11 protein-coding genes and 3 pseudogenes are annotated in these 13,096 nt (G+C 67.3%); 4 read left to right on the plus strand and 10 right to left on the minus strand.

Going from position 1 to position 13,096, the window contains the following annotated elements:
- Positions 1–112: 112 nt before the first annotated feature.
- The 4 genes and pseudogenes from pqqB (at position 113) to pqqE (ending at position 3,157) form a co-directional block, all read left to right on the plus strand.
- Complete coding sequence (pqqB, locus tag OR16_RS26775; protein WP_006161451.1) at positions 113–1,030, plus strand: pyrroloquinoline quinone biosynthesis protein PqqB; 918 nt, start codon at positions 113–115, stop codon at positions 1,028–1,030.
- Positions 1,027–1,719: a pyrroloquinoline-quinone synthase PqqC gene (gene pqqC, locus OR16_RS26780; RefSeq protein WP_006161452.1), complete on the plus strand. Its 693-nt coding sequence runs from the start codon at positions 1,027–1,029 to the stop codon at positions 1,717–1,719. The genes pqqB and pqqC overlap by 4 nt, the downstream gene beginning before the upstream one ends.
- A complete protein-coding gene (gene pqqD / locus OR16_RS26785) occupies positions 1,716–1,988 on the plus strand; it encodes a pyrroloquinoline quinone biosynthesis peptide chaperone PqqD (protein ID WP_006161453.1) in 273 nt (90 codons plus the stop codon). The genes pqqC and pqqD overlap by 4 nt, the downstream gene beginning before the upstream one ends.
- A pseudogene (gene pqqE, locus OR16_RS26790) lies at positions 1,960–3,157 on the plus strand (pyrroloquinoline quinone biosynthesis protein PqqE). The gene pqqD and the pseudogene pqqE overlap by 29 nt, the downstream one beginning before the upstream one ends.
- A gap of 171 nt (positions 3,158–3,328) precedes the next feature.
- Here the strand turns inward: pqqE and OR16_RS26795 are convergent.
- The 10 genes and pseudogenes from OR16_RS26795 to OR16_RS26840 form a co-directional block, all read right to left on the minus strand.
- The gene (locus OR16_RS26795; protein ID WP_006161454.1) at positions 3,329–3,628 is read right to left on the minus strand and encodes a c-type cytochrome; all 300 of its coding nucleotides are present in this window, start codon (positions 3,626–3,628) and stop codon (positions 3,329–3,331) included.
- A 137-nt stretch (positions 3,629–3,765) separates the two neighbouring features.
- The gene (locus tag OR16_RS26800; RefSeq protein ID WP_043421279.1) at positions 3,766–5,508 is read right to left on the minus strand and encodes a PQQ-dependent methanol/ethanol family dehydrogenase; all 1,743 of its coding nucleotides are present in this window, start codon (positions 5,506–5,508) and stop codon (positions 3,766–3,768) included.
- A gap of 192 nt (positions 5,509–5,700) precedes the next feature.
- A pseudogene (locus OR16_RS26805) lies at positions 5,701–6,632 on the minus strand (quinoprotein relay system zinc metallohydrolase 1).
- Positions 6,629–7,393: a quinoprotein dehydrogenase-associated SoxYZ-like carrier gene (locus OR16_RS26810; RefSeq protein WP_043421243.1), complete on the minus strand. Its 765-nt coding sequence runs from the start codon at positions 7,391–7,393 to the stop codon at positions 6,629–6,631. The pseudogene OR16_RS26805 and the gene OR16_RS26810 overlap by 4 nt, the downstream one beginning before the upstream one ends.
- Positions 7,390–8,214, minus strand: a complete 825-nt coding sequence (locus OR16_RS26815; RefSeq protein WP_043421282.1) for an ABC transporter permease — start codon at positions 8,212–8,214, stop codon at positions 7,390–7,392. Before OR16_RS26815 ends, OR16_RS26810 begins: the two co-directional genes overlap by 4 nt.
- A gap of 90 nt (positions 8,215–8,304) precedes the next feature.
- Positions 8,305–9,414: pseudogene (locus OR16_RS26820) on the minus strand (branched-chain amino acid ABC transporter substrate-binding protein); the annotation flags it as partial.
- Positions 9,407–10,417, minus strand: a complete 1,011-nt coding sequence (locus tag OR16_RS26825) for a PQQ-dependent catabolism-associated beta-propeller protein (RefSeq protein WP_006161458.1) — start codon at positions 10,415–10,417, stop codon at positions 9,407–9,409. The gene OR16_RS26825 and the pseudogene OR16_RS26820, both read right to left, overlap by 8 nt.
- Positions 10,414–11,202, minus strand: coding sequence for an ABC transporter ATP-binding protein (locus OR16_RS26830; RefSeq protein ID WP_006161459.1), 789 nt, complete (start codon positions 11,200–11,202; stop codon positions 10,414–10,416). Before OR16_RS26830 ends, OR16_RS26825 begins: the two co-directional genes overlap by 4 nt.
- The gene (locus OR16_RS26835; protein WP_006161460.1) at positions 11,202–12,197 is read right to left on the minus strand and encodes a tripartite tricarboxylate transporter substrate binding protein; all 996 of its coding nucleotides are present in this window, start codon (positions 12,195–12,197) and stop codon (positions 11,202–11,204) included. The genes OR16_RS26830 and OR16_RS26835 overlap by 1 nt, the downstream gene beginning before the upstream one ends.
- Before the next feature lie 228 nt (positions 12,198–12,425).
- The gene (locus OR16_RS26840) at positions 12,426–13,049 is read right to left on the minus strand and encodes a response regulator transcription factor (protein ID WP_006161461.1); all 624 of its coding nucleotides are present in this window, start codon (positions 13,047–13,049) and stop codon (positions 12,426–12,428) included.
- Between the last annotated feature and the right edge of the window lie 47 nt (positions 13,050–13,096).

The following is a 13,096-nucleotide window of genomic DNA, read 5'->3' on the forward strand; positions in this document are numbered from 1 at the left end:
TTGCCTGAACGCGCCAATCTGACAAGGCCCGCCCCCGCGGGCCTTTTTTCTCGCTGGCGGGCTTTTTGCTCTTCATTCTTCAACTCCGCAACGAACCCTATCAATACGTGCCATGACAATACTCCGGGTCCTGGGATCGGCCGCCGGCGGTGGTTTTCCCCAGTGGAACTGCAACTGCCGCCATTGCGATGGTGTACGCAACGGCACGCTGCGCGCCACGCCGCGCACGCAGTCGTCGATTGCCTTGAGTGACGAGGGACAAGACTGGGTTCTGGTCAATGCCTCCCCCGACATCCTCGACCAGCTGCGCCACGCGCCTGCGCTGCAGCCGGCGCGCCAGCCACGCGATACAGGCATTGCCGGGGTGGTCCTGATGGATGCGCAGATCGATCACGTTACCGGCCTCCTGATGTTGCGCGAGCACCGGCAGGCGCTGCCGGTCTACGCCACCGCGGCGGTATTGCAGGATCTCGGCACGGCGTTCCCGCTGACACGCATGCTGGCGCACTACTGCGGGCTTGACACGCACACGCTGGCCCTGGACGACGCGCCCTTCACGGTGCCGCCGCTCGAAAGCGTGATGCTGACGCCGGTGCCGCTGGAGAGCAAGGCGCCGCCCTATTCCCCCAACCGCAACGCGCCGCAGCGTGGCGACAATATCGGGCTGCGCATCGTCGATGCCGCGACCGGCCGGCGCGCCTTCTATGCGCCCGGGCTGGGCCGCATCGAGCCGCACGTGTTCAATGAACTGCAGCGCGCCGACGTGGTGCTGGTGGATGGCACCTGCTGGCGCGACGACGAGTTGCAGCAGCTTGGCTTCTCCGCCAAGACCGCCGCGGACATGGGGCACCTCGCCCTGTCCGGCCCGGGCGGCATGATCGAGACCCTCGACCGCCTGCCCGCGGCACGCAAGATCCTGATCCACATCAACAATACCAACCCGATCCTGGTGGACGACTCGCCGCAGCGCGGCCTGCTGGCGGACCACGGCATCGAGGTGGCCTACGACGGCATGGAGATCACGTTATGACGCAAGCCACGGCATGGAGCGCCGCCGAATTCGAAGCACGCCTGCGCGCGAAAGAAACGGGCTATCACATCCACCACCCGCTCAACCTGCGCATGGCGGCCGGGCAATGCACGCCGGAGCAGATCCGCGCCTGGGTGGCCAACCGTTTCTACTATCAGACCAGCATCCCGCTCAAGGACGCTGCAGTGCTCTCCAACTGCCCCGACCGCGCCACGCGCCGCGAATGGGTCGTGCGCATCCTGGACCATGACGGCACCGAGACCCAGGAAGGCGGCATCGAAGCCTGGCTGCGGCTGGGCCAGGCGGCGGGACTCGAGCGCGAGGCGCTGTGGTCGCACCGGCACGTGCTGCCCGGCGTGCGCTTCGCCGTCGACGCCTACGTGAATTTCGCGCGCCGCGCACCCTGGCAGGAAGCCGTGTGCTCCTCGTTGACCGAGATGTTCGCCCCGGAGATCCACAAGGAGCGCCTGGCCGGCTGGCCCGGGCACTATCCGTGGATCGAAGCGCAAGGCCTGGATTATTTCCGCTCGCGCATTCCGCTTGCGCAGCGCGATGTCGACCACGGCCTGCGCGTGACGCTCGGCTACTTCCGCACGCCGGAGCAGCAGCAGCGCGCGCTGGACATCCTGCAATTCAAGCTCGACATCCTGTGGTCGATGCTCGACGCCATCCAACTCGCCCACCCATGACCCCGACCAAAGCCGACCTGACCAGACCGACGCTCCACCGGACCTTCCGGCTGCAGTGGGAAGACGCCCAGCAGAGCTGGATCCTGCTGTATCCGGAAGGCATGGTCACGCTCAACGACAGCGCGGCCGCCATCCTGCAGCGCTGCGACGGCAGCCACACCCTCGACATGCTGATCGACGACCTGCAGTCCGCCTTCGGCGTGCAGGGTATCGCACCGGAGGTACACGCCTTTGTCAAACATGCCATCGAACGCGGCTGGCTGGTCTGAGCCGCCAGCACCCATGGCGCCGCCGGGGCCACCGCTATGGCTGCTGGCCGAACTGACCTATCGCTGCCCGCTCCACTGCGCCTTCTGCTCCAACCCGGTGGACTATGCCCGGCACGACACCGAGCTTGACACCGAGCGGTGGCGCGACGTTTTCACGCAGGCGCGCGCACTCGGCGCCGTGCAACTGGGCCTGTCGGGCGGCGAACCCCTGCTACGCAAAGACCTGGAAGCACTGGTCGAACATGCCCACGGACTCGGCTTCTACACCAACCTCATCACCTCCGGCATCGGCCTCACGGATGCCCGGCTGGCCGCCCTGCGCATCGCCGGGCTCGATCATATCCAGCTATCGTTCCAGGACTCCACGCGCGAACTCAACGATTTTCTCTCCAGCACCCGCACCTTCAACCTGAAGCAACGCGTGGCCCGCCTGATCAAGGCGCACGGTTATCCGATGGTGATGAACTGCGTGCTGCACCGGCACAACCCTGCCCCAACGGGGGGCCATCATCGAGATGGCGCTGGAGATGGGCGCGGAGTACCTGGAACTGGCCAACACCCAATACTACGGATGGGCCTGGGAGAACCGGCAAGCGCTGATGCCCACGCATGAGCAACTGCGCGAAGCCGAAGCTGTCGTGAAGGCATACCGCGCCCGCATCGGCAACCGGTGCAAGATACTGTTCGTGGTGCCCGATTACTTCGAGCAGCGGCCCAAGAAATGCATGAACGGGTGGGGCACCACCTTCCTTGGCGTGGCGCCCGACGGCGTCGCGCTGCCCTGCCACGCGGCCCGCATGCTGCCCGGGCTTGACCTGCCGAACGTCACCACGCAATCGCTACGGGAGATATGGCGCGAGAGTGACGCCTTCCAGCGTTTTCGCGGCACGCATTGGCTGCCGGAGCCTTGCCGATCCTGCGACTCGCAGGCGCAAGACCATGGAGGATGCCGCTGCCAGGCATTCCTCCTGACCGGCGATGCCGCTGCCACGGATCCGGTTTGCGACCGGTCGGGAGACCATGGGAAGGTCGCGGAGATCGTGCTGCAGGGCAGGCTGGCCGAGGTGCAGGCGCGCGGCCGGGAGAGCGGGATGGTCTTCCGCAGCGATGGGAATTCGCTCAGGCTAAGCAGCGAAGCCGGCTGCGCTGGTAGTGAAAAACGGAAGTAAAGAAGTAGGAATAGAGAACAAAAAGAGCAAAGACGTTTCACGCCGTGCCTGGGCAGCCATGCGGGCCGACGTGAAACGTCTTTGCGGATCCTTCCTTCGTATCCGGTTTTTATCCGCCTATCAGGTCTGACACCGGTCTCATCCAATGCTCATTCGATGCTCATCCAGTGCTCATCCGATACCCAGAACCCACTCTGCCAGCCTCCTGGCATCCGCTTCGCTGATACTCTCGTGCGACGGCATGGGAATCCGTCCCCAAACGCCTTTTCCGCCCTCGCGGATCTTTTTCGCCAGCCGCTCGGGCGCCTCCCCATCGCCCTTGTACTTGGCCGCTACCTCGGCAAAGCCCGGCCCTACCACCTTGGTGTTCATACTGTGACAAGAAAAGCAGCCGCTCTTGTCCGCCAGCGCCTGCATATCGGGTGCCGCTTCGACCCGGGCAGCACACAGCACCATCGCCACCGTGGCCATCAACGATAGGTATCCTTTCGCCTTCTGCATATCTACGTCCCAATGCTCTGATCATCGGCCAGCCCTTGCGCGTGCCGGCTTCGGTATGCGAGGCCGGCCCGCGCAGGGCCGCTTTACCACATGGTGTCCGGCAACGTTCAGCTCTTGTGCAGCTTGAACACCCACACCGATCCGCCCTGCTCCAGGAAATTCACGCGCTTGGCAACTTCCCCGCCCCACAGCGGCACCGCGCCACCCCAACCCGACACCACCGCCACATACTGCTCGCCGCCCTCCTCCCAGGTCACCGGAGGCGCCACCACGCCACTGCCCGTCTGGAACTTCCACAGTTCCTTGCCGGTCTTGGCATCCGCAGCCTTCAGGTAGCCCTCCGGCGTGCCCCAGAACACCAGCCCGCCGGCAGTGGTCATCACCCCGCCCCACAGCGGCGCGTAGTTCTTGACCTCCCACTCGATCTTGCCGGTCTTGGGGTTGATCGCGCGCAGCGAGCCGATGTAGTCCTCGTTGAGCGGATGGATGGTGAAGCCGGCGCCGAGGAAGGCCGCGCCCTTCTTGTAGCTCACGGGTTCGTTCCAGATATCCATGCCCCATTCATTGGCCGGTACATAGAACAGGCCGGTCTGCGGGCTATAGGCCATCGGCTGCTGGTTCTTGCCGCCAAGGAAGCCCGGCGCCGCAAATACGGACTGGCCCTTCTTCGGGTCGCTGCCCGCGGCCGGGTCGCCCGGCCGGCTTTGCGCGATCATGTTGGGGCGCCCGGTCTTGAGGTCGATGCTGCTCGCCCAGGTGATCTTCTTGACGAAGGGGAAGGCGTTCACCAGCTTGCCGGTGGTGGCGTCATTGACGTAGAAGAATCCATTGCGGTCGGCCTTGCCGCCCAGGCGCTTGCCGTCCTGATCGAAGGTCACGAACTCGTTGACGCCGTCGAAATCCCAGCCATCGTTAGGCGTATTCTGGTAATGCCAGACGATCTTCCCGGTGGCGGGGTCGAGCGCCACGGTCGAGGCCGAATAGAGGTTGTCGCCCTTGCGCATGTGGCTGTTCCACGGCCCAGGGTTGCCGGTACCGAAGTAGGCCAGGCCGGTCTTCGGGTCATAGGTGCCGCCCAGCCAGGTGGCCGCGCCGCCGGTCTTCCAGGTCTCGCCGGGCCAACTGGCGTTCAGGGTGCCGGTCACACCGTTCTCGGTCTTGTTGCCGTCCTTGTCGTACGTGTAGCCCATATGGCCTTCCACCACTGGCCGGGACCACACCATCTGCCCGGTCTTGGCGTCGCGTGCCTCGACCCGTCCCACCACGCCGAACTCGCCGCCAGAGATGCCAGTCAGCACCATGCCTTTGACGATCAGGGGGGCCGCCGTGTAGGAATAGCCGGCGGCATAGTCCTCGATCTTGTCTTTCCACACCACCTTGCCGGTCTTCTGGTCCAGCGCCACCAGTTGCGCGTCGAGCGTGCCAAAGATCACCAGGTTGTCGTACAAGGCCGCACCGCGGTTGACCACGTCGCAGCAGGGCATGATGCCTTCGGGCAGGCGATGCTCATATTTCCAGAGCTTGCTGCCGGTCTTCAGATCGAGCGCGTAGATGCGTGAGTACGAGGCCGTCACGAACATCTTGCCTTCATGAATCAACGGCTGCGCTTCCTGCCCGCGCTGCTTTTCGCCGCCGAAGGAAAACGACCAGGCCGGCACCAGCTGGCTGATGTTCTTGGTGTTGATGCGGTTCAGCGTGGAAAAGCGCTGGCCTTGCGTGCCCATTCCCCACGACAGCACGTCGCCCGGCGACTTCGCGTCGTTCTCGATCATGGCATCGGTCACCGCGGCCTGCGCCGCCAGGCTCGCGGCAGTCGCCGCGAGCACCATCATCACGCGTAACGTCCTCATTGTCTGCTCCTCTCTCTTGTTGTCGATCTTCACCAGTGCGCCACGCACACCAGACTGACTCTTGGCAATTCCCATGCCAATGGAAAACACCCGCATCCGGCCCCGCAGCGGCCCGTTGATGCCTGGATGGCGTACCAGCGCGGAACACTGCGTTGCCGTTGTTGCGGAATTGAACAGCACGCCTGTCCGGACTCAGCGTCTGAACGCAGCGTCCTCATACGCCGGGTAGAGGTGCGTCACATTGCGCAAGTACTCCGCCGGCATGGCGCCCCAGTGTGCGTACGCGTCCGGCACCGGCATGGCGATCACCTCGGCCAGGTCGCGGCCCTGGGATGCCGCCTGGGTCATGCGTGCGTCCAGCCACTGCAGGTAGCCGCGTGTCTGTGCGATGGCCTCCGCGCTGCCGAGCGCCGGTCCGTGGCTGGGGATCAGCAGCCGCGCGCCGCTGTCGCGCAGCAGCCCCTGCAAATGGTCCAGGCTGGCCAGCCAGCGCTTGAGATCCGCGTGCGGTGTGGTCGGCACGCGCTCGCGAAACGCCACGCCGCCCGCGAAGACCACGCCAGCGCTGCGGTCCACTATCACGAGGTCGTCGGCGGTGTGGCCGTCCATCCGGATCAGATCGAAGGTGTGCCGGCCGATCGTGCGCCGCCCGGGGTCAGCACGTGGCGCGGCGGCGCCGGTTCGGTGTCGCGCATCCAGTTGCCGCACAGGCGGTAGAGGTTGTCGGCATAAGCAGGCCCTTCGCGCCGGGCGCCGTCGATGGTGCCGGCCAGCGCGCTGCCGCCCACGACGGCATAGGCCTGGTTGCCGAAGAAGTAGTCCGGATGCAGGTTGAGATTGAGCACCAGCCGCACCGGCGCCGCCGTGACCGAAGCAATGGCGCGGCGCTGTTGCTCGCCGTACTGCCGCGACGGCCCGGTATTGATCACCACCACGCCGTCACCCGTATCGATAAAGGCGGTGTTGATGATGTTGCAGCCGTTGTCCGGCGCGAAATCCGCATTGGCCCCTTCCAGCAGCCACACGTCGGCGGCGACCTGGCGTGGCGCCAGGCGATAGTCCCCTGCCTGCGCCAGCGCCGCGTGCGCTGCCAGGCAGAGCAGGATCCCGAGCATGCGCTTCATGGCGTCACCAGCGCCGCGAACCGGTTGCCGTTGTTATCGCGTCCGGTCACTGTCATGCCGCGCTCGATGGCCTCGCGCAGGTCGAAGGAGAAGATCGGGTTCTCGGCAACCGGTTCGTACAGCGTCAGCCGCAGCATCGTTTCCCGGGTGGCGTCGAGCAGGCTCAGTGACTCCACATGGAAGGCCGGGATACCGGCCACCAGCCCGGTGTCCATCGGGTGCATCACGCGTAGCCGCACCCGGCCACCGTTGCCACCGAGGCCGGGAAACACGCGCGATTCGACCCGGTTCAGCGTGGTGCTCCACGAACCGTCGCGGCGCGTAGCGCCTGGCACCGTGCAGCCGCCGCCGCTGGCATCCACCATCACCCCGCCCACATGCCACACGCCGTCCCGCGTGCGGGCTGCCACGCGCACCGGCGAGGCCTGCTCCAGCTTGAAGCGGAACGACAGCGAGGGGCGCACCCTGAGGGGCTCGAACTCCAGCACCTTGCGGATCGGGTTGCGGTCCACCGCCACCACGATGCGATCCACCTCGCCGAGCGCCGACGCATCAAAGGCAATCGGCACCCGCATCGGATCTTCGGCAAAGGCCGGCCCGGTGACCTTGACGCGGCTGTCGAACACGTACGGCGCCTGCCGCAGCGCTTCCTTGCGCACCAGCGGCCATTGCGGCGACTGCAACGGATCGCGGCTGTCCAAGGCCCACGCACCCGCCGCGGCCAACGCCAGGCAAGCTGCCAGCGGCACGCTATGCCTCATGCCGGACCCCCGGCCTGGCGCACGCGGCGCGCCATCCCGCGCTGAGGGTCGTAGCCGAGCAGCGCCAAAGCGAAGAACACAGCCGTGCAACCGGCCAGCACCACGAGACTGACTGGAGCGGCCTGCCCGTACAAGGCGAAACGGATCGCTTCCACGGCATGGGTAAAGGGATTGAAGCGCGCGAGCTGGTAGACCACCGTGGCGCCGGACTCCTCCAGCTTCCAGAGCGGATAGAGCGCCGAGCTGATGAAGAACATCGGGAAGATCACGAAATTCATGGTGCCGGCGAAGTTCTCCAGCTGCCGCACATGCACCGACAGCAGCAAGCCCAACGCCCCCAGCATCAGCGCGGCCAGCACCATCACGGCCAGCGCGCCGGGCAGGCATGCAGGCGCGAACGTCACGTCGAAGGCCGTGGCGACAAGCAGGAAGGCGACCATCTGCAGCAAGGAAAGCAAGGTGCCGGCGGCCAGCTTGCAGGCGAGCAGCCAGGCCCTGGGCAGCGGCGCGGTCAGCAGCAGGCGCATCACGCCCATCTCGCGGTCGTACACCATCGCCAGCGAGGACTGCATGCCGTTGAACAGCGCGATCATGCCGAGCAGGCCGGGCGTGACGAAGACCTTGTATTCGACATAGGTGTCATAGGGCGGCACGATGGCAACGCCGAGCGCGTTCTGGAAGCCGGCCGCGAATACCAGCAGCCACAGCAGCGGCCGCACCAGCGACGAGCATAGCCGCCCGGGCTGCCGGAAAAACTTGTGCAGTTCGCGTCCGGCCACCGCGCGCAGAGCGCGCCAGGCATGGATCAGGGTGGTAGTCATGGCCTGGGCATCGCCCCAAATTTTGCCTGGACGGCACGCGGTGTCGGCCGCGTCGGCGCCCAGCGTGTCGAGATTGTTCTTCGGATGCAGCACGCCCTCCACCGGCGCCACGCCGACCACGCCGTCGGGATGCGCCAGCAGGACCGGCTGGCGCAATTGGCCGTCCCAGCGCCGGAAGGACAGCGGCGGCCCCTTGAAGCCATCCACCACCACCGCCTCGGAGACCAGCGCCTCGGCCTGCCCGGCAAAGCCGCCCTTGGGCTGCCGCGCCACGCTTTCGGCGATTGCCTTCACAGCCACCCACGCGGCCCAGTCGTAGCCGGTCATGGGACGGCCCGCCGCCTTGATAAAGCGCCGGCTCAGTTGCGGCCCGCCATTGCGCTCCCAGGCCCAGTGCCAGGCCTGGGCGGTCAGTCCGCTGGCCCCCACCACCGGGCGCGGCAACTGGGTGGCATAGGGCACGCCGCGCGCGAACTCGCCATCGGCATCGGCCACCACCACCACGTCATAGTCCACGCCAGCAGTCAGCAGGCCGAGATTGCCCAGCCCGCGCTCGCGCGGATCGTTCGACAGCTTGAACGCGCGCTGCGCCGACCAGGCAATGCCGAAGCGGCGGGCAGCCTGCGTGAGCACGGCGCGCTGCGCCGCGTCTTCCGGCGACGGCCCGCTCAGCAACAGCGCACGGCGCCACTTGCGCAGCGCCAGGTATTGCATCAATGCGTCCGCCTGCATGCGCCGGCTGGGCAGCGTGTGGAGCAGGTGCGGTGCACAGCCGGTGCCGCGCAGTTCATCGTCGTCGGCGGAAACGTTGAACAGCAGCGCTTCGCCGGGCTTGACCGCCCGCGCCGCCAGCCTGACCGCCGGAGCCGGCAGGTCGAGCAGGATAAAGCGCGTGCCCTGGCGCGCCAGCGCGGCTACCATCGGCCCCACCTCGGCTTCGCTGCTGGCTTCCTGTGCATCGAGCCGCAGTGCCTGCCCGGCGGCTTCCAGCGCAAAGCGCGATTCCGCCACTGCCACGCGAGCGCCGTCCACGGGACGGCCTTGCGGCTGTCCGGGATAACGTTGCTCCATCCGCTTGGGTGCATAGCGCGCATCGCCGGCCAGGGAAACCACGGCCACCCTCACGTCAGCCGCGTGCGCGGTGGCCGCCAGCAACGCGAACACGGCCAGCCAGCGCAGCCCGGTCGCCGGACTAATCATCGATCGCCACCGAATGCGGCACCCTGCCGGCCTTGAGCGTGGTCACGGCCTTGTTGCTTGCGGTGTCGACCACGCTGACGTCGTCCGACAGCCCGTTGGCCACATAGAGCAAGGCGTTGTCGCGCGTCAGTGCCAGGCCCCAGGCGCGGCGGCCCACCAGCACGTAGTCCAGCACCCGGCGCGAAGCCACATCGACCACGGCCACGCGATTGGCGCGGCCCAGCCCGATATAGGCGCGCTTGCCGTCGCTGCTGGCGATCAGCCCGACCGGGGTTACGTCCTCGGCACGGAAGCCCTTGGGCGTGAAGGCGATGGTCTGCACCACTTCCAGCGTATCGGTGCGGATCACGCTCACGCTGGCGGCCAGCTCGTTGGTCACCCACAGCTCCTTGCCGCCCATGGCCAGCAGCAGGCGGCGCGGGCGGTTGCCAACCTGGATGTTCTTGATCAGCTTGCGCGATGCCACGTCGATCACATGGACCAGGTTGGCCACTTCCGAGGTGACGTACACGCGCTTGCCGTCCGGGCTGGCCTTCACGCCCTCGGGCTCTTCGCCCACCTTGATGGCAAACACCTTCTTGCCGGATGCAATGTCGTAGGCCGACAGCAGTCCGTCCTCCTCGTTGGAGACGTAGAGCGTGCGGCCGTCGGGACTGAGGTCGAACAGTTCCGGGTCGTCGCCGACCGGCAGCGAGGCCACGGTCTTGCGGCTCGCCACGTCGACCACGTCCACCCGGTTATCGTCGCTGCAGGCCACGTAAAGGCGCCGCCGGTCCGGCGACAACTGCAGGTGGCGCGGGCGCTTGCATTGCCGCCAGACGGCGATCAGTTGCCTGCTGGCAGCGCTATAGGCGGCCACGGCATCGTCTTTCTCGCTGGAGACGAAGACCTGCCCGGTGGCGTTGCGGCTTTCAGCGGCAACGGCCACGCCGGCAGCGATCAGCAGCAGCATGGCGGCCAGGGTGGCGCAGGCGATAAAGCCAAGGGTGGGCGGCTTGTTCATGCTGGGGTACGCTCGGCGGCGCGCTCGGTGGCACGGACAGGCGATGCGGGGAAGCTGGTCAAGGCCAGGAAGGCCTGCTCCAGGCTGTCGCACTCGGCGGCGCCGCGCAGCGCGGCCGGCGTGCCATCGAAACGCACCGCGCCCCGATGCAGCACGATGATGCGGTCCGCCTGCTCCACCTCCTGCACCAGGTGCGTGGCCCACAGCACACCGGCCTGCGCCTGCGCGGCAAGCCGGCGCGCATCGGCAACGAGCTGCGCGCGCGAGGCCGGATCGAGCCCGACAGTAGGCTCGTCCAGCAGCAGCACGGCGGGCTCGTGCAACAGCGCGCGCGCCAGCTCCACCTTGCGCCGGTTGCCGCCCGAGAGCTCGCGCACGGATGCCCCTGCCCGCTCCGCCAGGCCGAAATCCTCCAGCAGGCGGGCAATCCGCTCGGCGGCAACGCGGCGTGGCAGCCCGTGCAGGCCCGCATGGAAATGCAGATTGGACAAGACCGACAAGTCCAGGTCGATGGCCGGCTGCTGGAACACGATGCCGAGCCGGCCCAGCGCACGCACCGGGTGGCGCCGCATATCCACCCCCATGACCGTGACCCGCCCCGCGTCGGCCACGAACAAGCCGCTGAGGATCTGGAACAGCGTGGTCTTGCCTGCGCCGTTGGGGCCCAGCAGCGCGACGAATTCGCCGCGCCGCACGTCGAGCGAAACGCCGTCCAGCGCGTGCTGGTTGCCAAAGCGCTTGCGCACGGCTTCACAGCGCAGCGCCAGCGGGGATGCCGGGGCCATCACAGGTGCTCCTTCGGCTGGGCCGTACCCACCCGCTCGGCAAAGCGCCGCTCCGCCTCCCAGGCGCGCTGCAGGTAGGCTTCGTACTGGGCGGTATTCAAGTAGGTCAGTTCCTGGTCGTACCTGGCCAGCTCGGCCACGTGGCGGGGCTGTTGCATGGCGATGCGGAACGCGTCGTGCAGGCGGCTGACGATCAGCGGGTCGGTGCCGCGCGGCACGCCGATGCCATAGGGCGAGTTGTGGATCGCGTTGTCGAAACCCAGCTCGCTGACGGTCGGCACCTCGGGCCAGCGCGCCGAGCGCTGCGCGCCGAACACGGCCAGAAGGCGCATCCGCCCGCTCTCCACGAAGGGCGCGAAGCCGGTCGAATTCACGCCCGCCATCAGCGAGCCATTGGCCACCGCCAGCATCTGGTCGGCGGTGCCGCGGTAAGGCACGTGCACGTAGCGCACGCCGCTGCGTCCGAGCACGTCCTCCATGGCGAGGTGGGCGGTGGTGCCGATGCCGGTGGAACCCACCGTCAGCGCGCCGGGATGGGCACGGCCCCATGCAATCAGGTCATCCAGCGTGTGGAAGGGGCTGTCTGCGGGCACCACGATGCCGAAGGTGTAGCCGGAGATCATCAGCACCGGCTGGATGTCGCGCAGCGGCTGCCACGCGGTCTTCTGCTGATGCGGGAAGCGATAGACCGTCAGCGGCAACTGGCCGATGGTGTAGCCATCCGGCCGCGCGGCGGCAAGCGCGCCGCCCACCAGCGTGCCGCCGGCCCCCGGCCTGTTCTCCACCACGATGGGCTGGCCGAGCTCGCGCCCGGCCAGCTCCGCCAGCACGCGCATCGAGATATCGGTGGCACCGCCGGCCGGCCACGGCACGATCAACGTGATCGGGCGCACCGGAAAGCGCAGTGCCCCCTGCGCTGGCGCGGCCAGCGCGTTGGCCAGCGCATGGGCCAGGCCAAAGCAGAGCAGCAGCGCAAAGGCAAGGCGACGAAACATGGCGTGGCAGGAGGTGGAAGTATTCATGCGGGTTAGAAGAGCAAGGCCGATACCATGTGCGGCGCAACATGCGCGCCGTCGGGCGCCTGGCCTTCTCCGGCCTCGTCCTGGAGGCCGCAAGGCATCGCTGTGAGGCCGCGCGTTGTGCGGTGCGCTACCGGTGGTTGTCCCGCCATGGAACAAGCCACCAGCGCGCGCGCCGGACCTGTCCCGTTTTGAAACAGAGGCTCAGCCGAAGCCGTGCTCCACCGCATAGCGATGCATTTCCACCCGGTTGGCCAGGCCCATCTTCTTGCGGATCAGCGTCTGGTAGTTCGCCACGGTCTTGGTGCTGAGATAGAGCTGCGCCGCCACTTCCTCGATAGCCGTGCCGCGCGCGAACAGGCGGAACAGGTCAAACTCGCGCGGCGACAAGGCCAGGTGCGGCGGCGGCCGGCTGCCGGCATCGACCAGGCCGGCGACATCGTCGGACAGCGCCTGCCTCCCGTTGGCCACCTTGCGCACCGCCGCCACCAGTGCCTCCGGCGCGCTGCTCTTGGTCAGGTAGCCGGCGGCGCCGGCGCGCATGGCCTGGCTCACGATGGCGGCGCTGTCGTGCATGCTGAACACCAGGATCCGTAATGCGGGCACCCGCGCGCCCAGCCGCTGCAGCACTTCCATCCCGCCGCGTCCGGGCATCGACAGGTCCAGGATCAGTACGTCGGCCGGATGCTGCGTCAGCCAGGCGTAGGCGGCATCGCTATCGCCGAACTCGGCCACCACGCGCACCCCCTCCTCCAGTTCGAGCAGCCGCCGGTACCCGGTGCGCACTACCGCGTGATCATCGGCAATGACTATGTCAATCGTTTTCATTCGCTCTGTCTCCCATGCGCCTGGACCGGCTCGGTGAAGGCCTGCTG

Source organism: Cupriavidus basilensis OR16 (assembly GCF_000243095.1).
GTDB lineage: Bacteria > Pseudomonadota > Gammaproteobacteria > Burkholderiales > Burkholderiaceae > Cupriavidus > Cupriavidus basilensis_D.